Raw genomic sequence first — 19,265 nt, 5'->3', positions numbered from 1 at the left:
GATGACCGCTGTTCTGGCGCAAGCCGCCCGTCTTCCCGATGCGATCCCCGCCAACGCCAATGGCGAGGCGCCGTTGCCGATTGTGTTCGTCGGCCATGTCGATCACGGCAAATCGACATTGCTTGGCCGCATTCTCCACGACACGGACTCGCTGCCCGACGGCAAGCTGGCGGAGCTGCGTGCCATCTCGGCCAAGCGCGGGTTGGAGAACGAATGGTCCTTCGCGCTCGACGCGCTGCAGATCGAACGCGATCAGGGCATCACCGTCGACACGACGCAAGTTTGGTTCCGCACGCGCCGGCGCACCTATCGCGCCATCGACGCGCCGGGCCACGCCGAATTCGTGCGCAACATGGCGACGGGCGCTTCGGCCGCCGCCGCCGCCGTGCTGGTCGTCGACGCCAAGCAGGGTATCGGCGAGCAGACGCGCCGCCACGCCGCGATCCTCGATCTGCTGGGCCTGAAGCGCGTCGTCGTCGCGGTCAACAAGATGGATCTGGTCGATTTCGCGCAAAGCCGCTTCGGCGAACTGGTGCGCGAGATCGGGGCTTTGTTCGACGCGCTGGGCGGCGCCGTCGCCGCGATCGTGCCGATCGCCGCGCGCACCGGCGACAATATCGCCACACGCAGCGCCGCGATGCCCTGGTATCGCGGCGCCACGCTGCTCGATGTGCTCGATGGGTTCGACGCGCCCAAGCCCTTGTCCGACGGACCGTTGCGCTTGCCCGTGCAGGACGTCTATCGCCGGGGCGACAAGCGCTTCGTGGTCGGGCGCATCGAAAGCGGCCGTTTGGCTGTCGGCGACGGGATACGGATCGTGCCGGGCGGGCGCCTGGCGCGTGTCGCCGAGTTTCACGATTGGAACCGGACGACGCCGCGCACGCGCGCGGAGGCGGGCGAGAGTGTCGCGATCGCCTTCGACACCGAAGTGTTCGCCGAACGCGGTTCTTGGATCACCACGCCCGATACGTCGCGTGACGCGGGCGATGTTCTGCGCGTACGACTGTTGTGGCTTGGTGCCGAAGCGCTGGCACCCGGCAAAGTGCTGCGCGTGGCTTTAGGCACCGGGCAGCGAGAAGCGAAGATCGAGCGGATCGGCCAAGTGATCGAGCCCGGGCACGGAACGGCGAAGCCCGGCACGCTGGGCCGCAACGGTCTCGCCAGCGTCGATCTGAAACTCGTCGCGCCGATCGCGGCGGATAGTTTCGCCGAGTTGCCGGCGACGGGGCGCGGGATCGTGGTGGAGAACGGCCGCGTCGTCGGCGGTTTCGTCGTCGAGCGCGCGACGGATGCGGTGATCGCGGCCTCCGAAAAATTGATTTTCCCGACCGACGATCCGATCGATGCGGCGGCGCGTCATCGCGCCAACGGCCATCGTGCGGGCGTGTTTTGGCTCACCGGTCTGTCGGGGGCGGGCAAATCGACGCTGGCGCAGGCGGCGGCGCGCCGTCTGTTCGAACGCGGTCGTCAGGTCCGTATTCTCGACGGCGACGATCTGCGCAACGGTCTCAATGCCGATCTCGGCTTCGCGCCCGAGGACCGCGACGAAAACGTGCGCCGCACGGCGCATGTGGCGCGGTTGTTCGCGCAAAGCGGCTTCCTCGTGATTGTGGCGTTGATCTCGCCGTTGCGCACCCATCGCGATTTGGCGCGCAAGGTGGTGGGCGACGATTTCCACGAGATCCATATCCAGGCGGATATCGATGCGTGCCGCCAGCGCGATCCCAAGGGCCTCTACGCGCGCGCCGACGCCGGGAAAATCGGCGGCTTCACGGGCGTATCGGCGCCTTACGAGGATCCCGCGTCGCCCGATTTCGCCCTCGATACGGTCGCGTTGTCGCCGGCTGAAGCGGTCGATCGTTTGGTGGACTTCGTCGAAACCCACGCCGCCCGCGCCCGTTAGGCGCGTTTCACGCGCGAAATAGAATTGCTCACTTGTCGGCGGGCCCGGCGCGGCGTTCAATCGTCGCGTCGGGCCTTCGTTCGACCGCGGCAATTTGCGACCCGCTTGCGCCGCGTCACCAAACGCTAAGAAAGGTCAACCCATGTCGAAAATGACCGTTTTTCCCCATCGGCGCGTCCGCCTGGACGATCCGGAACCCGCGATCGCCGATTTGCTCGACGATCCCGTCACGCATGCCGTGATGCGGCGCGACGGCGTGACGCGTCAGACGATTCTGCGCACGGTCGAGGCGGCGCGTGCGCGCCTGGGCCTCGGCTTCGCGGATCGCGTCGGGGCGGGGCTTTGTTGCGCTGCCTGAATAGGCGCGCCGAATACCGGTAAAGACGGCCGGGCCCTTCGCGGGGTCCGGCCGTTTCGCTTTCGGATATTCCGACGGTCTAGGCAGCGTCGGGATAGGCGCGCAAGCGGCGGGCCGACAGCGCAAGCTCGTGACCGACCGTCAGCGCCTTGTCGTCGGCGGCATGCCGATCGAACTCGGCCACCAGCGTGGCGCCCGCACCGGGCACCTGGACGACCACCCCGACCGTCGGTCCGCTGGCGACCACGTCGCGCACGATCCCGGTCAAGCGCTGTCCTTCGGCTTCGTTGCTCGCGATCGGCAACAAATCGGTGTGACGGATATAGGCGAGTGCGGGCCCATCGGGCAGATGGGCGGGGGCGCGGATCTCCAAGCGCAAGGCCGGAATCGTCAAGCGGCCCGCCGCGACGGTGCCCGCGAAGCGATTCGCTTCGCCCAGGAACTCATGCACGAAGGGCGTGGCGGGATCGTCGTAGATCGCTTGCGGCGTCCCGACCTGCACGATCTTGCCGCGATCGACGACGGCGACGCGGTCGGCGAGCTCGAACGCTTCCTCCTGGTCGTGCGTGACCAGGATGGAGGTGAGGCCGAGTTCGGCGTGCAAAGCGCGCAGCCAGCGGCGCAGTTCCTTACGCACGCGCGCGTCCAGCGCGCCGAAGGGTTCGTCGAGCAGCAGCAGACGCGGCTCGACGGCCAGGGCGCGGGCGAGCGCCACGCGCTGGCGCTGGCCGCCGGAAAGTTGCGTGGGATAGCGGCCGCCGAGATCTTTGAGGCCGACGCGGGTCAGCAACTCCTGCACGCGCGCGGCGATCGCATCGGGCGATGGGCGCGCGGCGCGCGGGCGCACTTCCAGGCCGAAGGCGATGTTCTTCGCGACCGTTAAATGACGGAACAACGCGTAGTTCTGGAACACGAAGCCGGCCTTGCGCTCGCCGGCCGGCAGATCGGTCGCGTCGATGCCGTCGATCGCCACATTGCCGGCGTCGGGAAAATCGAGGCCGGCGACGATGCGCAGCAAAGTCGTCTTGCCCGAACCCGAGGGCCCGAGCAGCGCCAGGAATTCGCCCGGCTCGATGTCGAGCGACACGCCGTCGAGGGCGCGGAAAGCGCCGAAGGATTTTTCGATGCCACGAAGATTGACGGACATGGGGGAGACCTCAATGACGATGCGCGGCGGCGAGATCGTCGGCATGCCGCCATTCGAGATAGGATTTGGCGCCCAGCGTCACGAGGGCGAGCAGCGCCAGCAGCGAGGCGACGGCGAATGCGCCGACGAAATTGTATTCGTTGTAGAGAATCTCGATATGCAACGGCATCGTCGTCGTCTCGCCCCGGATGCGGCCCGAGACGACCGAGACGGCGCCGAACTCGCCCATCGCGCGCGCGTTGGACAGCAATACGCCGTAGAGTAACGCCCAACGGATATTCGGCAGCGTCACGCGCAAGAAGGTCTGCCAGCCCGAGGCGCCGAGCGACAGCGCGGCTTCCTCCTCGGACACACCTTGATCCTGCATCAGCGGGATCAATTCGCGCGCGACGAAGGGGAAGGTGACGAACAGCGTCGCCAGCACCAAGCCGGTGACGGAGAACACGAGTTGGATATCGTGTTCGCGCAGCCAGGGCCCGAAATAGCCCTGCGCGCCGAACAGCAGCATGTAGACGAGGCCCGAGATGACCGGCGACACCGAGAAGGGCAGATCGATCAGCGTGATCAAAAAGCTCTTGCCCTTGAATTCGAACTTGGCGATCGCCCAGGCGGCCGCCAAGCCGAAGACGAGGTTGAGTGGTACTGCGATCGCCGCGACCAGCAGCGTCAGTTTGATCGCGAGCCACGCGTCCTCCTCGACGATGTTGTCGAGATAGACCGCCCAGCCTTTGCGCAACGCTTCGCTCAGCACCGCGAAGAGCGGCAGCACGATGAACGCGGCCAGAAAGGCAAGACCGATCGCGATCAGCACGATGCGGATAACCGGGGCTTCGGTCGTCGCGCGGCGCGCGCGCGCCGTGCCGGCGCTCAGGCTCAACGCGCCCATTTGCGGCTCCAAGCTTGCAGCAAATTGATGCCGAGCAGCGCGAAGAACGAGAAGATCAGCATCATGACGCCGATCGTCGCCGCCCCGGCGTAGTCGAATTGCTCGAGCTTCACGACGATCAGCAGCGGGGCGATCTCGGATACCATCGGCTGGTTGCCGGCGATGAAGATGACCGAGCCGTATTCGCCGACCGCGCGGGCGAAGGCGAGCGCGTAGCCGGTGAGGATCGCTGGAAGCAGCGCGGGAAGAATCACCCGGCGAATCGTTTGCCAGCGATCCGCGCCCAGCGTCGCGGCGGCTTCCTCGATATCGGGCTCGAGATCCTGCAGGACCGGCTGGATCGTCCGCACCACGAAAGGCAGGCCGATGAAGATGAGGGCGATGACGACGCCGACCGGCGTGAAGGCGATGCGGATTCCGGCGGGCGCGAACCACGAACCGATCCAGCCGTTCTGCGCGTAGATCGCGGTCAATGCGATACCGGCGACGGCCGTCGGCAGCGCGAACGGCAGATCGACGATGCCGTCGAGCAGGCGACGGAAAGGGAAGTCGTAACGAACGAGCACCCAGGCGAGGATCGTCCCGAACACGGCGTTGACGGTCGCCGCGATGAAGGCGGCGCCGAAGCTCAACCGCAGCGACGCCCAGACGCGCGCGTCCAGAACCACGCGCCAGAACCCATCCCAGCCGAGTTCGATGGGCTTGATGACGAGCCCGGCGAGGGGGATGAGCACGATCAGGCTCAGATAGGTGACCGCGAAGCCGAAGGCCAGATTGAAGCCTGGCAGGATCGACGGCCGCCGAAAAGAAGCGCTGATCGTGCTCATCGCGTTCAGCCGGCCGGCTTGTAGAGTTGGTCGAACGTGCCGCCGTCGCCGAAATGCGTCGGCTGGGCTTTCGACCAGCCGCCGAACACTTCGTCGATCGTGAACAGCGGCACTTTCTTGAAGACGTTTTCGTTCTTCGCGAGCAGCGCCGCGTCGCGCGGACGATAGAAATGCTTGGCCGCCAGTTCCTGGCCCTCCGGCGAGTAGAGATGCTCCAGATAGGCCTTGGCGAGCGCGCGGCTGCCCTTGCGGTCGACGTTCTTGTCGACGATCGCGACGGGCGGCTCGGCCAGGATCGATACCGACGGCACGACGATGTCGAACTTGTCCTCGCCCAATTCCTTCAGAATCAGGAAGGCTTCGTTCTCCCACGACAGGAACACATCGCCCACGCCGCGCTGGCCGAACGTCGTCGTCGATCCGCGGGCGCCCGTGTCGAGCACGGGCACGTTGCGGTAGAGGGCGCGGATGTACTCGCGCGCGGCGTTCTCGTTGCCGCCCGGCTGGCGCAACGCGTAACCCCAGCCCGCGAGATAGTTCCAGCGTGCCCCGCCCGACGTCTTCGGGTTCGGCGTGACGACCTGGACGCCCGCCTTCACGAGATCGTTCCAGTCTTTGATGTTCTTCGGATTGCCCTTGCGCACGACGAACACGATCGTTGAGGTGTAGGGCGACGAATTTTGCGGGAATTGCGCTTGCCAGTCCTTGCGCAGGATGCCGCGTTCCGCGATCGCGTCGATATCGTAGGCGAGCGCCAGCGTCACGACATCCGCATCGAGTCCGTCGATCACGGTGCGGGCTTGCGTGCCCGAGCCGCCATGCGAGGTGTTGATGCGGATTGCCGGGTTGCCGCGCGATTGCCAGAGCTTGACGAAGTTCGCGTTGTACTCGCGATAGAGCTCGCGCGTCGGATCATAGGATACGTTCGTCAGCGTCGTCGGCGCCTGCGCGGCGACGCCGCGCGGCAGGAAACCGGCGGCGATGGCGCTGGCGCCGAGCGCGAGGGCGGAACGGCGGGAGAGGGATGCGAGGGTCATTTCGGGCTCCTTCACGTCGGATGACGTTGGGGCCAAACTGGCGTTGCGCCGTTTCGGCCGCCATTTAGAAGTTCTCGCCGGAGATGCGGGAAAGTTTAAGCCCGAGGGCGGATGGCGACGGATTTAGAAAAACGAAGCCGCGATTCAAATTTTCGAAACGGCGGCGATGCCGGCCGCAAAAGAAAAGGCCGCGCGAGGGACGCGCGGCCCAAGTTGGGGAGGAAGCCGGACGGGGAGCCGTCCGGGTCGCGCCGCCATCCATCCGGCGCGCGACGGTTTTCGCGCGAGAAATCGGCGTCGCGCCACTCAATCTTTCTGATCGAATATTGAGAAACGTTGCGTGCGGCGACGATCACAGCCGCGACGTCGGTCCTATCGCTGCGCGTTGCGGGATATCGCTCTCGAATGACAAAGCGCCTTGCTTCTGCGCCGTGCGATACATCCGTCGCGATTCGGATTTCCCGCAGCTCGCCGCGCGACCTGCGGGAAACCCCATTCCTAACCGATTGATTTCACACGCTGTCCGCGTACGTTGACATAGTAGGGGTCACGGGTTCAATCCCTGTAGCGCCCACCATCCGGACCTTCACGGTCGAGTGGCCGAAGTCGGCGCTTTTGAGAGCGGCGGAGACGCTCAGATCGAGCACGGTCTTCTAGTCAAAGTCTTGTTGAGCGGCGAAGCGCCGGATTACGTGCTCGTTCTCAAACGCAGATGCATCCGCTGGAATTCCCCACAGATGCGGCGTGCTCCACGCTGTTGTTGAGACTTCATGGTCTGCCGCATCTTGGCTCCGAACAGCCTCAGCGGTACGCCAAGTTCCGAAAATTCGATGGAGCATTTTTTGGTGCGCTTCGCTTGCGGGGCGGCCTCGACACGAAGCCGCCCCACCGCGGATCTCAGTTCAATCCCAGTGTTGGGTACTTCGTGGCGCCGAGCGCATGGATGACGCCGCGCAGTTCGGCGAGACCCTTCAGCCGGCCGATCAGCGAGTAGCCGGGGTTGATGCGCGCCTTGCCGATATCGTCGGCGATCAAATGCCCGTGGTCGGGGCGCATCGGGATCAGCCAGTCTTCGCGGCCCGCATCCTTGCGCTTCTGCTGCTCGGCCATCAGTGCGTCGATCACCGCGACCATGTCGGTGTCGCCGTCGAGATGTTCGGCCTCGTGGAACGAGCCGTCCGGCTCGATCGTCACGTTGCGCAGATGCGTGAAATGGATGCGGTCGCCGAATTCCTTCGCCATCGCCGGCAGATCGTTGTCGGCGCGCGCACCGTAGGAGCCCGTGCAGAAGGTGAGGCCGTTATTCGGCGAGTCGTAGGCTTTCAACAGATGACGCGCGTCCTCCGCCGTCGAAACGACGCGCGGCATGCCGAATAGCGAGTAGGGCGGATCGTCGGGGTGGATGCACAGATTGACGCCGAGATCCTCGGCGACCGGCGTCACTTCCTTTAGGAAGTATGTGAGGTTCGCGCGGAACTCGTCGTCCGGCATCGAGGTGAAGTCGAGCAGCGCTTCCTTGAACGCTGGACGGTCGAATTTGCGCTCGGTCGCCGGCAGGCCGGCGATCAAGTTCTTCTCGATCGTCGCGATTTGCGCGTCGTCGAGGGACTCGAACCGCGTTCTCGCCTCGGCGACGCGCGCAGGCGTGTAGTCGCCTTCGGAATTCGGCCGCTCCAGCACAAAGATGTCGTAGGCGGCGAAGTCGATTGCGTCGAAGCGCAGCGAATAGCCGGCATTCGGTAGCGCCCACATCAAATCGGTGCGGGTCCAATCGACCACCGGCATGAAATTGTAGCAAATCGTCTTCACGCCGGCCTTGGCGACGGCGCGCATCGAATCCTTCCAGCTGCCGATCGCCTCGGATCGCTTGGCGCTTGCGATCTTGATTTCGTTGCGCACCGGAATGCTTTCGACCACGTCCCAACTCAGGCCCGCGGCTCTGATGGTATCGCGATGGCGATCGACCTCGTGCTGCGGCCAGGTCGAGCCGTCATAGATGTGATGGAGCGCCGAGACGACGCCGACGGCACCGGCCTGTTTGATGTTCTCGAGCGTTACCGGGTCGTTCTCGCCGAACCAGCGCCAAGTCTGTCGCATTTTTCTCTCCTTTTTCTTCCCGCGTATCGGGAACGCGGTCCCTATAAAACGAAACGGCGCGCGGTTCCGGAAAGAACCGCGCGCCGGCCTGCGTCAGTTATGCCGGGCTCAGACGCCCGACATGCATTTGCTGAGATACTCCTGAGCGCGTGCGAGGCCGATTTCGGGTGCGGGCAATTGCTCCGGCACCCAACGGGTTTCGTATTCCAGCGAGGAATCGCCGGTGAAGCCGGCCGCGCGAAGATCGCGATAGATCCCAACCCAAGGAATGACGCCTTCGCCCGGCACCACGGCGCGCCGGCCGTTCGGATACTCGGGCGCGAAGATGTAGTCCTTGAGGTGGATATGCCGGATGCCGTCGGCCTGCATACGCAGGCTTTCCGGGTAATCCTCCTTCTTGTCGCGGATCAGATTGGCGGGATCGTAGATGATGCCGACATTCGACCGATCGACCGCGCGCCAGATGCGAACCGTTCGGGCGGCCGTATCGGCCATCGAGCCGTCGTGATTCTCGATGTTGAGCGCCACGCCGTGCTTGGCGCCGATGGCCGCGAGCTTACGGATCTGCTCGACGAGCAGATCGAGCGAGGCGTCCCATTTGTCGTCCGGCATGTCGATCCCGGCGAGAACGCGGATCTTGTCGGCCCCCAGCGCCGCCGCATGTTCGATCGCGCGCGTAAAGCCCGCCATTGCGCGGGCGCGGACCGTCTCGTCGGGGTCGTTGATCGCCTTGTCGTAGGGCGTGAGGGCGCGGATCGGCATGCCGCGATCGGCGCCCGCCTTGGCGAGGGCGCGCGCGTCCTCGATCGGAGCCGTCGGGCTCAGCGAGCAATGGTAATTGGCCTGCGTGACAAGATCGACGCCGTCATAGCCGAGTTTCTTGGCGAGCTCGATCGCGCCGATCGGATCGAGTTTCGGCGTCGCCATGGTGTGAAGCAGCAGTTTCATGGTGGTTACGCTTTCATCTTTTCGCGGGCCGGTGCTGCGGCGACAGGCCCCATGCCGGCGGCGATCGCCAGTTCGTGGATATGCAGCTTCTCCGCTTCCGAAACGCCGAGCTGAGGGGCGCGGACGGTCGCATGCGGGAACAAACCTTGGAACTTGAGGAGTTCCTTCATGCGCGGACGGAAGTCGCGCACCGGTGCGCGCCAGCAATAACGCGCGATCGGCGCCAAGCGGTCCCAGATCGCCTTGCCGCGCGCATAGTCGCCGGTCGCGACGGCTTGCTGCATTTCGACGAGTTCGCGCGTCGCCGTGCCGGCGAAGCCGATCAGCGCGCCGTCGCAGCCCATCATCAAGGCTTCGAAGATGAACGTGTCGCTGCCGGTGAGGATCGCCGGACGGTCGGCGTATTTGCCCGCACTCTCGACCGCCTGGATGGTCATCTGCGCGTCGAACGACGATTCTTTGATCGCGAAAAGTTGCGGCACCTTGATGATCGCGTCCATCATCGCGGGCGAGAAATCGGGACCCCAGCCGCGTGGGAATTGGAAGGCGACGATCGGCAATCCGACGCCATCAGCCACGCCGCGATGGAACTCGACGACCATTTCGACCGGCAACGGCGAACCCAAGAAAGTCGGGAACGCGGGGAACACGACCAGTCCTTCGGCACCGGCTTTCTTTAGCGCGCGCCCGTTTTCGACTGCCAGTGCGGTGGACCCGGCGAGCACGCCCGAGAGCAGGGGGCAAACGCCATTGATCGCTTCGCGCGATACCTCGATGACTTTGATCTGCTCATCCATGGTGAGCGCCACGACTTCGCTCGCATCCATGTTCATCGCGATCGCCGTCGGACGCTGTTCGGCGATCCAAGCGATATAGCTGCGCAACGCCACCCAATCGATCGACGCGTCGGGCAGCATGGGCAGCAATGGAGCGGAAATCACGCCGGAAAACGGGCGTTTGAGCGTCCTCATAGAGTTCCCTTTCTTGTTTAGACGGATGCTTTGGAGCGCGGTTTGTCCACGCTTTGGAAGTAGCCGACGAACTGGCAGGCCGAAGCGAGATCGCCCGCGGCGCGCAAGACCTCCGGCACCAGCTCGGCCATGCGCGCCTTGTCGAGTCGCGCGCTCGGGCCGGCGATGGTGACGGTGCCGACGACTTCGCCGGTCTGCAGATTCTTGATCGGTGCGGCCATCGCCGACGTCCCGACGGCAGCGCTGTCGAACACGGTCGCGTAGCCGCGTTCGCGGGTTTCGCGCAGACGTTTTATCAGCGCCGAGATGCTGCGCGGCGCGTTGGGGCCATATTCGTTGAGCTTGCCGAAGCCTTGGCTCGCGACGATGCGCAGCGCTTCGTCTTCCTCGAGAAACGCGAGCCATGCGTGACCGGCGGAGGTGCAGAACAGCGCCGCTTCCTGGCCCATGTCGGGATCGTAGCGAAGTCCCGAGCCCGCACCTTGCGCTTTGGCGATCCAAGTGAGGCGCGATCCGTCGACGATCGCGAGGCGGACCAGTTCTTTGCTCGCCAGCGCCAGGCGATCGAGAATCGGCTGCGCAAGATCGACGATGCCGCTCGCCGACAGGCTTTGAAAACCGAGCGAGACCAGTTTCGTGGTCAGCCGGTATTTCTGCGTTTCCGCCATCTGTCGCACGTATCCGTGCTGTGCGAGCTCACCCAGCAGGCGATGCATGCTGGCGAGCGGCATTTGCATTTTCTCGGCGAGTGCTTGCACGCCGATGCCGCTCGGCTCCTGCGCGAGAAGCTCGAGAATTCCGAGTGCTCTTCCAACGAGACCTGATGCCATGGCGGGTTTCCAAAATTTCGGACTTGATTTCCGTAATGGATAGTGTTTTCATTTTCGTGTCAAGGCTGGAAATTCAAAGCCAACGAAATCGAAGGAAAGCGGGAGGACGCAAAATGAAGTCGTCGTTTATGGGAATTCTGAGGGGCCGTTTGGCGGCGGCCGCGCTGGCGGGATCGGCCGCGGCTGTGGCCGCGCCGACCGGGGCGAAGGCGGTCGAGATCGATTTTTGGACGGTTCTGACGACGGCGTCACAGACGCAAGTCATCCAGAAGCACGTCAATCAATGCGTCGAAGGGATGAAGGGCGTCACCGTCAAGTTCTCGTCCGTGACTCTCGATGGCCAATACACGCGTCTGCTGACCGCGATTCAGCGCGGCGAAGTGCCGAACGTGATGAACGCGACCGAAGGCGTCGTCGCGTTCCTGAACGGGCGCGGCGTGCTGTCGCCGGCGACGGGCGTCATCAACGCTCTGGGGCGTGACGATTTCCGCCCTTCGAGCTTGGCGGCGGTCAGCAAGGGCAACGACATTTGGGCCGTGCCCGATTGGGCGCTGCACCAGGAGGTTTGGTACCGAAAGGACCTGTTCGCCAAAGCCGGCCTTCAGCCGCCGAAATCCTGGGCCGAGCTTCTCGCCGCGTCGAAGAAGCTCACCGTCGATACCGACGGCAACGGCAGCATCGACCAATACGGGTTCGCGGTGCCGATGGCCCGCGTCCAGGTGGCGCCGCAGACCTTCTTCCAGATCTTCTACTCGGCCGGCGGCACGCTGCTCGATCCGAAGACCGGCAAATACGCGTTCGCCGACCATAAGAAGACGGCCGTCGAATCGCTTCAGTTCATGATCGATCTTTACAAGGCCGCCTCGCCGCCCGCGAGCGTGGAATGGTCGTACAACGAGTTCCGTACCGGCTACGTCAAGGGCCAGGTGGCGATGACCAACGAATGGGGTGCGGTCGTCGGCATCGCGCAAGAGCAGAACCCCGGCATGCTCGACAATATGAGCGTATTCCCGTTCCCGGGGCCGAGCGCCGACAAGAAGCCGGCGGCGTCGCTGGGCGGCGGCTATTATTACCTCGTCACCAAGGCGTCGGCCGAGAAGACCGCCGCGTCGGAAGCGCTGGTGAAGTGCATGTTCACGCCCGAGCGCGTGGCCGAGCGCACCAACTCGCGGCCGATCTTCGCCATTCCGGCGACGCGCAGCGCGTTCAACCACCCCGTCTATACGTCGAACGAGATGGTGAAGCGCTTCCGTCCGGAGCTGGAGACGATCTTCAACCAAGTGATGGACACTTGGTATCGCTACGGCAGCGAAGCCGGTCTCAATCTCGTCACCGGCCAGATCGAAGCGACGGCATTCGTCGGCGCGGCGATCCAGAACGCGGCCCTCGGCAAGATGACGGCCGCCGAAGCGATCGACTCGATGGACGAGCAGTTCCGCAAGCTCTCCGCGGGCGCCCAATAATGGCTGGAACGGCTGCAATGGCCGGCGCGACTCCCGCGCCGGCCAAGAGGCAGGTCAGACTTTCCTTGCGGGCACGCGAGTGCCTGCTTGGAATTCTGATGTCGTTGCCCGGCATTTTCGTCATCGCCGTCTTCATCGTCTTTCCCGTCGTCGATGCAGTCCGTATCAGCCTCTACGATATCGACGTTCTGAGCGACATCGAGACGTTCGTCGGCTTCCAGAACTACCTCGAGGTCTTCCGCAGCCCGAATTTCGGCACGGTGCTTTTCAATACGGCGATCTGGTCGGTCGGCTCGCTGATCGGGCAATTCGTTTTGGGATTCGTCGCGGCACTGCTCATCAACCGGAATTTGCCGGGGATGAAGCTCGTGCGTTCCATCCTGCTTATGCCCTACGTGGTTCCGGTGATCGCGGTTGCACTGGTGACGCGCTGGTTGCTCGACGGATCCTACGGCATTCTCAGCCATTCGCTGCAGCAGGCCGATCTGCTGGCGCACAACCAATCCGCCCTCGCGAACTCGACCGGCGCCATGATCGCCGTAATCGTCGCGAATGTCTGGCGCAGCTTTCCCTTCGTTATGATCGCCTATTGGGCCGCGATGCAGGGAATCCCGCGCGAGCAATACGAGGCCGCGCGCATCGACGGCGCCAATAAATGGCAGGAGCTGATTTACGTCACCCTGCCGAATCTCGTGCCGGTCACGGTGACGCTGCTGATCCTGCGGCTGTTCTGGACCGTCACCTATTTCGATCTGGTGTGGCTGATTACGCAAGGCGGTCCCGGCTCGTCGACCGAGCATTGGCCGCTGTGGATCTATCAGGAGGCGATGGGATTCTTCCGTTTCGGGCAGGCGGCGGCGATCGCGGTGACGATGTCGGTCACGCTGATCTTTTGCTGGGGGTTGTACGGCGTTTGGAAGCGCACGGGAGGCGGAAAGTGACGATGCGTTCGGTTGTCGATTTTCTGACGCATTACGGCGTGACGCTATTGCTGGTGTTGTTCGTCGCCTTTCCGCTGACTTGGATGGTGATCGCGTCGCTGACGCCCGCGAACGAGTTGTTCACGTCGCCGCCGAAGATGCTGCCCTCGACGTTGACCCTGAACTGGTATCGCGAGACTTGGCAGGCCTCCGACGCGCCGACCTATTTCATGAACAGCCTCATCATCGGACTCAGCACGACGGCCGTTTGCATGATCGTCGGAGTTCTGAGCGCCTATGCGACGACGCGCTTCGATTTCCCGGGCAAGAATCTTTTCCTAGGAGCGGCGCTCGCCAGCTACGTCTTCCCCGCGATCCTGCTGTTCCTGCCGCTTTACTTGATCCTGAATGCGCTACGGCTGACGGACTCTCTGGCGGGCATCATCGTTGCGCATATCGTCGTCAGCTTTCCCTTCGCGGTGTGGATGCTGCGCTCCTTCTTCCAAGGCGTGCCGCGCGAGCTCGACGAGGCGGCGTGGGTCGACGGGGCATCCTATCTGCGCACGCTCGTTTCGGTGATCCTGCCGGTGTGCATGCCGGGGCTTTTCTCTACGGCGATCTTCGTCTTCGTTCTGTCGTGGAACGAATATCTGTTCGCCAGCGTCATCGCGGGATCGGCGGCAAACAAGACGATCACGGTGGGCATCGCGGAGTTCATCACGTCGTTCGATGTGCGGTGGGGCAACATCATGGCGCTGGGCACCATCGCGACCGTGCCCGTCGTCATCATGTTCATGTTCGTCCAGAAGTATTTCCTGAAGGGCGCGCTCGAAGGCGCGGTCAAAGGATAGTTCCGGGCCGGGCGTGCGTGCTCGGATCGGAAAAATGGCGTCTCAAATGAGGAGGAATCGTTAGATGTCGGCGTTGCAACAGCAATCGGGTACGGGTGCCAAGGCGATTTTGTCGGCGGAGGAAATCGCGTTCTATGAGCGCGAAGGCTACCTCGTGCCGAAATACAAGTTTTCGCCCGAAGACGTCGCTAAGATGCAGCGCCTGACGCGTAAGGCCGTCGCGGACAATCCGGATTACGTCAATCAGCCGCTGGTCTGTCTGCACGTCCCCGGCAATCAGGTGCAGCAGATCAAAACAACCAAGGAATGGCTGGATATCGCCGCCCATCCCGATCTGCTGGATATGAGCGAGCAGTTGATCGGCCCCGATCTGGTGCTGTGGGATTGCGGCTTGTTCTACAAGCGCCAGGGCGGCGGCCCGGCCACGCCGTGGCATCGCGACGGCGTTTACTGGCCGATCAAGCCGCTGGCGTCGCTCAGCGTGTGGATCGCGGTGTTCGACAGCATGATCGAGAATGCCTGCCTGCGGATGATCCCGAAATCACATGCCGCCAAGCAGATCGGCCGCCATTCGAAGGAATTCAAGCAGGACGTCATCTTCCAGCATCAGCTTCTTTCCAGCGAGTTTAACGAAGCAGATGCCGTCGATCTGGAGATGAAGGCGGGCGAGCTCGTGTTCTTCAGTCCGTTCACGATCCACGGCGCCAACCGGAATCTCAGCGACCGCGAACGTGCGGGTGTTGCGATGCGCTACATGCCAGCGACGAGCCATTTCGATCGCGCGGCGATGGACCCCGAGCACGCGCGTACGTCGCCGGGAGCGGCCCATCACCTACGGCCGTTGATGTTAGTGCGCGGCGTCGATCGCTGCGGCAAGAACGATTTCGTCACGGGCCACCCGAAAGACGCGGCCTAAGCGGGCGACGATCTCGAAGACGGCTTCCGGCATCTGTCGTGCCGGGAGCCGTCGCCGGATTCGTCCGGACGACTCAACATGAGGGAACTTGGTGCTTCGAATGTCGGACAGCGCGCACTCTGCAGGATCGACGGGCGACCGCGACGGAACCGTCTACGACTACATCATCGTCGGTGGCGGGACGGCGGGAACCGTGCTCGCCAATCGGCTCTCGGCCCGCAGCGCCAATAAGGTTTTGCTTTGCGAGGCTGGCGTCGATACGCCGCCCGGCAATATGCCGCCGGAGATTCTCGACAGCCATCCCGGCCGCGCCTATCTCAGCCCGAAATACACGTGGTCCGGATTGAAAGTCCGCACGCGCGCAATCTCGCACAACAATCCGGGGGAAAATCCGCCGCCCGCGCGGCCCTATATCCAGGCGCGCGTACTGGGCGGCGGCTCGTCGATCAACGGCCAGATGGCCAATCGCGGCTCGCCCGACGATTACGCCGAATGGGAGTCGCGCGGCGCCACCGGTTGGAATTGGGACGGCGTTCTGCCGTATTTCAAGAAGCTCGAGCGCGATATGGATTTCGACGGCCCGCTCCACGGCAAGGACGGACGGATTCCGATCACGCGAATCATGCCCGAATTGTGGAGCGAGCACGCCAAGGCGGCGGGCGAGGCGTTCCGCGAGATGGGCTACGAATATCTGCCCGATCAGAACGGCGAGTTCGTTGACGGGTATTTTCCGCTGCCGATCGCGAATATCTACGACATGCGTGTTTCGGCGCCGATGGGCTATCTCGACCCCATCACGCGCATGCGCCCAAATCTGCGGATGTCGACCGAGACGCAAGTCACTGAACTCCTGTTCGACGGGCTCAAATGCACTGGCGTCAAGGCGCGGATCGGCGGCCGGGATGTCGTCTTCAAGGGGCGGGAAGTCATCATTTCATCCGGCGCCATCTATTCGCCGGCGCATCTGCTGCGCGCTGGTATCGGACCCGAAGGCCAGTTGCGGGACCTGGGGATCCCCGTGCGGCATGCGTTGCCGGGCGTAGGGCAGGGGCTGATGGATCATCCAGCCGTCGCGATCACAGCGTTCGTCAAGCCGTTCGCGCGGATGAACGGCTTCACGCGGCGCCACCATCTTGTCGGCCTGCGTTACACGTCGGGCATCGAGAATGCGCGCCAGGGCGACATGTGCGTCGTCGCCAACACGAAATCCTTCTGGCACGCTGTCGGCAAGCAATTCGGCACGATGGTCATCTGGGCCAACAAATCCTACTCCGAGAAAGGCGAGGTGCGCCTGCGCTCGGCGGATTGGCGCGAGCATCCGATCGTCGAGTTCAATCTGCTCTCCGACAAGCGTGACTTCGATCGCTTGCTCGAGGGTATGTACAAGATGGCGGCGGCGCACGCGCATCCGGCGATGCGCCGCGTGGTCGACGACGTGTTCCCCGCGATCTGGGGCGACCGCGTGCAGCAGCTCGGCGCCGTCACGCTCAAAAACAAAATCTATACCGAGGTGGCCGCCAAGCTGCTCGACGGGCCGGGCCCCATCCACGACTTCCTCATTAACAATTTCGTGCGCGACCGATACACGATGAAGGACGTGATGGGCGATCCGGAATGCATGGAGGAATTCGTGCGCGAAGGGACGATGGGCGTTTGGCACGCGACGTCGTCGTGCCGGATGGGCCGCGCTGACGATCCGATGTCGGTCGTCGATCCGCAAGGCCGGGTCAAGGGCGTGATGGGTTTGCGCGTTTGCGATACGTCGATCTTCCCGGTCATTCCGACGGCGAACACGTTCTTCCCCGCGATGATGGCTGCGGAAAAGATCTCCGATGCCATCCTCGCCGGACAGTAAGGAATTACGCATGAAACTCCGTACGATCGGCACACTTCAAGTATCGGCGCTTGGGCTTGGCTGCATGAGCATGAGCACGCGCTACGGTCCGCCCGCCGACCGCCAGGAAATGATCAAGCTGATCCGCTTGGCGCATGAACGCGGCGTGACGATGTTCGACACGGCCGAATCCTACGGCCCCTTCGTCAACGAGGATCTTCTGGGCGAGGCACTGGCACCGATCCGCGATAAGGTCGTGGTCGCGACCAAGTTCGGTTTCAATATCGATCCGGTGACGGGCGCGCGCGGCGACGGTTGCAACAGCCGTCCCGAACATATCAAGGCGGCGGCGGAAGGGTGCCTCAAGCGCTTGCGCCGCGAACGCATCGATCTTCTGTATCAGCATCGCGTCGATCCGGACGTGCCGATCGAAGACGTCGCGGGCGCGGTCAAGGATCTGATCGCTGCGGGCAAGGTCGGGCATTTCGGCCTGTCGGAAGCGGGCGTCAAAACGATCCGTCGCGCGCATGCCGTCCAGAAGGTCACGGCGCTGCAAAGCGAGTATTCGCTGTTCTGGCGCGAGCCGGAAGCCGAGTTGCTGCCTGTGCTCGAGGAGCTCGGCATCGGCTTCGTGCCTTTCAGCCCGCTGGGGGCGGGGTTCTTGGCCGGCAAGATCGACGAGAATACGAAATTCGATCCGACCGATTTCCGCCTCAGCATCCCGCGGTTCTCGCCGGAAGCCCGCAAGGCGAATATGGCGCTGGTGGAGTTCGTCAAGGCGATCGCGGTGCGCAAGGGTGCCACGCCGGCGCAGGTCGCGTTGGCGTGGTTGCTCGCGCGCAAGCCCTGGATCGTGCCGATCCCGGCGACGACCAAACGCCATCGGCTGGAAGAGAATCTCGGTGGTGCCGAGCTCGTACTGACGCCTCAGGACATCGAGGAAATCGACGCTGGTCTTGCGGGAATCGCCGTCGAAGGCGAGCGCCTGCCGGAATCGGCATTGAAAATGACCGGCTTATAAAAACGAAGGGGAGGGCGCCTATGTCTCAGATGCTCATGAAATTCGAACGCGTCGCTGAAGTTCGTCACGACGGTGAAAGGTTCGATGCCATGCTGAATTTCCTGAAGAAACTCGCGTCGATCTGCTTTGCGCGAATCAGGAAGGCGCAGCGTCGCGCCATGGCGGTCCATCGACGCGCGCTCAAGCACACCAAAGGTCGCGACACGACGCTGCCGCCGATCGGCTAGGGCACCCGGGTCTGAGATAGGATTTCCCGCAAGTCGCCGCGCGATCTCCGGGAAACCCGATCTTTAACCAGTTGAATTCACTGGATGTCTGCGTGGGTTGATGTGGTCGGGGTCGCGGGGTTCAATCCCGCCGCGCCCACCATCCGGAAATCCCGATATTTGAGCCGAGCCAGACGCTCCGTGTTCGATCTAGTAACGCGCGTCGAGGAAGCGCGACATCGCTTCGGCGGCGCGCAACATTTCGGGCAGATAGCGTTCGACGATCGTCGGGCCGTCATAGGTCAGCGTGGCGCTGGTCGAAAGCCCGTAGCGGATACGCCCGCCCGCGCGGATCGGCACGGCGAGTGACGCCATGCCCAGCGCGGTTTCCTGATTGGTGTAGATCCAGCCTTTGCGCCGCGCATCCTCGATCTGGATCATCAGCGCCGCCTTGTCACAGATCGTGAACGGCGTGATGGCAGGCAGTTTGCGGCCGTCGGGGAATCGACGTTCGAAGTCCGCGGGCGACAGATCGCCGAGCAGGATTTTGCCGGACGCCGACGCGTTCGCGGGGAAACGCGTGCCGACCGCCATGTAGTCGCGCTGCAGGCGTTTGGCCGTGGCGCGCGCCACGCAGACGACCTCCGCGCCGTCCAGGGTCATGATCGAACAGGATTCGTCGAGCTTGTCCGAAAGCTCGACCAAGCGCGGCTGGATGAGATTGAGCGCGGGCAGCGACGCGAGATAGGAATAGCCGAGTTGGAGGGCCCGCGCCGTCAAATGGAAGCGCTTGCTGGCTTCGTCGTAGGCAACGTAGCCGAGCTTCACCATCGTGTACAGCACCCGCCGCGCCGATCCGGGGCTCAAGCCCACCTTCTGCGCCACGCCGCTCAACGTCATCGACGGCGAATCCGCACCGAACGCCTCGATCACGGCCAAGCCTTTGGCCAGCGATTTGACGAAATCGGGATCGTCGCTTTGTTCGATGTCGTCGCGGCTCTTCGCCAAATTCGCCCTCACCGAGTCGGATGTTCGACGTTGTCTTTCAAA

General features: G+C 63.6%; 19 protein-coding genes. 9 read left to right on the top strand and 10 right to left on the bottom strand.

Annotated features, from left to right (window positions below; translation table 11 throughout):
- Window position 1: 1 nt before the first annotated feature.
- Window positions 2–1,903 (top strand): adenylyl-sulfate kinase, encoded by a 1,902-nt coding sequence (gene cysC, locus J0H39_13410; GenBank protein ID MBN9497747.1) that lies wholly within the window; start codon window positions 2–4, stop codon window positions 1,901–1,903.
- A gap of 142 nt (window positions 1,904–2,045) precedes the next feature.
- Window positions 2,046–2,261, top strand: a complete 216-nt coding sequence (locus J0H39_13405; protein MBN9497746.1) for a hypothetical protein — start codon at window positions 2,046–2,048, stop codon at window positions 2,259–2,261.
- 79 nt (window positions 2,262–2,340) lie between these two features.
- Here the strand turns inward: J0H39_13405 and cysA are convergent, their stop codons facing one another.
- The 9 genes from cysA to J0H39_13360 all read right to left on the bottom strand — a co-directional run bounded on the left by cysA (window position 2,341) and on the right by J0H39_13360 (window position 11,004).
- Window positions 2,341–3,408 (bottom strand): sulfate ABC transporter ATP-binding protein, encoded by a 1,068-nt coding sequence (gene cysA / locus J0H39_13400; protein ID MBN9497745.1) that lies wholly within the window; start codon window positions 3,406–3,408, stop codon window positions 2,341–2,343.
- 10 nt (window positions 3,409–3,418) lie between these two features.
- Window positions 3,419–4,294, bottom strand: a complete 876-nt coding sequence (gene cysW, locus J0H39_13395) for a sulfate ABC transporter permease subunit CysW (protein ID MBN9497744.1) — start codon at window positions 4,292–4,294, stop codon at window positions 3,419–3,421.
- Window positions 4,282–5,121 (bottom strand): sulfate ABC transporter permease subunit CysT, encoded by an 840-nt coding sequence (gene cysT / locus J0H39_13390; protein MBN9497743.1) that lies wholly within the window; start codon window positions 5,119–5,121, stop codon window positions 4,282–4,284. Before cysT ends, cysW begins: the two co-directional genes overlap by 13 nt.
- A gap of 5 nt (window positions 5,122–5,126) precedes the next feature.
- Window positions 5,127–6,158, bottom strand: coding sequence for a sulfate ABC transporter substrate-binding protein (locus tag J0H39_13385; GenBank protein ID MBN9497742.1), 1,032 nt, complete (start codon window positions 6,156–6,158; stop codon window positions 5,127–5,129).
- Window positions 6,159–6,253: 95 nt separating this feature from the next.
- Window positions 6,254–6,514 (bottom strand): hypothetical protein, encoded by a 261-nt coding sequence (locus J0H39_13380; protein MBN9497741.1) that lies wholly within the window; start codon window positions 6,512–6,514, stop codon window positions 6,254–6,256.
- Window positions 6,515–7,055: 541 nt separating this feature from the next.
- Complete coding sequence (gene uxuA, locus J0H39_13375) at window positions 7,056–8,255, bottom strand: mannonate dehydratase (GenBank protein MBN9497740.1); 1,200 nt, start codon at window positions 8,253–8,255, stop codon at window positions 7,056–7,058.
- 108 nt (window positions 8,256–8,363) lie between these two features.
- Complete coding sequence (locus tag J0H39_13370; GenBank protein ID MBN9497739.1) at window positions 8,364–9,203, bottom strand: sugar phosphate isomerase/epimerase; 840 nt, start codon at window positions 9,201–9,203, stop codon at window positions 8,364–8,366.
- A gap of 5 nt (window positions 9,204–9,208) precedes the next feature.
- Complete coding sequence (locus J0H39_13365; GenBank protein ID MBN9497738.1) at window positions 9,209–10,174, bottom strand: dihydrodipicolinate synthase family protein; 966 nt, start codon at window positions 10,172–10,174, stop codon at window positions 9,209–9,211.
- A gap of 17 nt (window positions 10,175–10,191) precedes the next feature.
- Window positions 10,192–11,004, bottom strand: a complete 813-nt coding sequence (locus J0H39_13360) for an IclR family transcriptional regulator (protein ID MBN9497737.1) — start codon at window positions 11,002–11,004, stop codon at window positions 10,192–10,194.
- Window positions 11,005–11,117: 113 nt separating this feature from the next.
- Between J0H39_13360 and J0H39_13355 the strand changes: the two genes are divergently transcribed.
- The 7 genes from J0H39_13355 (at window position 11,118) to J0H39_13325 (ending at window position 18,236) form a co-directional block, all read left to right on the top strand.
- Entirely contained in the window at window positions 11,118–12,467 is a 1,350-nt protein-coding gene (locus tag J0H39_13355) for an extracellular solute-binding protein (protein MBN9497736.1), read from the top strand.
- 98 nt (window positions 12,468–12,565) lie between these two features.
- The gene (locus tag J0H39_13350) at window positions 12,566–13,408 is read left to right on the top strand and encodes a sugar ABC transporter permease (protein MBN9497735.1); all 843 of its coding nucleotides are present in this window, start codon (window positions 12,566–12,568) and stop codon (window positions 13,406–13,408) included.
- A gap of 2 nt (window positions 13,409–13,410) precedes the next feature.
- A complete protein-coding gene (locus tag J0H39_13345; GenBank protein MBN9497734.1) occupies window positions 13,411–14,238 on the top strand; it encodes a carbohydrate ABC transporter permease in 828 nt (275 codons plus the stop codon).
- 64 nt (window positions 14,239–14,302) lie between these two features.
- Window positions 14,303–15,154 (top strand): phytanoyl-CoA dioxygenase family protein, encoded by an 852-nt coding sequence (locus tag J0H39_13340; protein MBN9497733.1) that lies wholly within the window; start codon window positions 14,303–14,305, stop codon window positions 15,152–15,154.
- Window positions 15,155–15,254: 100 nt separating this feature from the next.
- Entirely contained in the window at window positions 15,255–17,009 is a 1,755-nt protein-coding gene (locus J0H39_13335; GenBank protein MBN9497732.1) for a GMC family oxidoreductase N-terminal domain-containing protein, read from the top strand.
- A 10-nt stretch (window positions 17,010–17,019) separates the two neighbouring features.
- Complete coding sequence (locus tag J0H39_13330) at window positions 17,020–18,009, top strand: aldo/keto reductase (GenBank protein ID MBN9497731.1); 990 nt, start codon at window positions 17,020–17,022, stop codon at window positions 18,007–18,009.
- A gap of 35 nt (window positions 18,010–18,044) precedes the next feature.
- Window positions 18,045–18,236 carry a hypothetical protein gene (locus tag J0H39_13325; GenBank protein ID MBN9497730.1) on the top strand — a complete coding sequence of 64 codons (192 nt, stop codon included), beginning with the start codon at window positions 18,045–18,047 and terminating at the stop codon, window positions 18,234–18,236.
- A gap of 189 nt (window positions 18,237–18,425) precedes the next feature.
- Here J0H39_13325 and J0H39_13320 read toward each other — a convergent pair whose 3' ends face one another.
- The gene (locus J0H39_13320; protein MBN9497729.1) at window positions 18,426–19,223 is read right to left on the bottom strand and encodes a helix-turn-helix domain-containing protein; all 798 of its coding nucleotides are present in this window, start codon (window positions 19,221–19,223) and stop codon (window positions 18,426–18,428) included.
- Window positions 19,224–19,265: the final 42 nt, after the last annotated feature.

The sequence above is a fragment of the Alphaproteobacteria bacterium genome, assembly GCA_017308135.1.
Classification (GTDB): Bacteria; Pseudomonadota; Alphaproteobacteria; order CACIAM-22H2; family CACIAM-22H2; genus Tagaea.
Note: the sequence above shows the minus strand (reverse complement) of the source record. Positions and strands in the feature narration are given on the sequence as shown.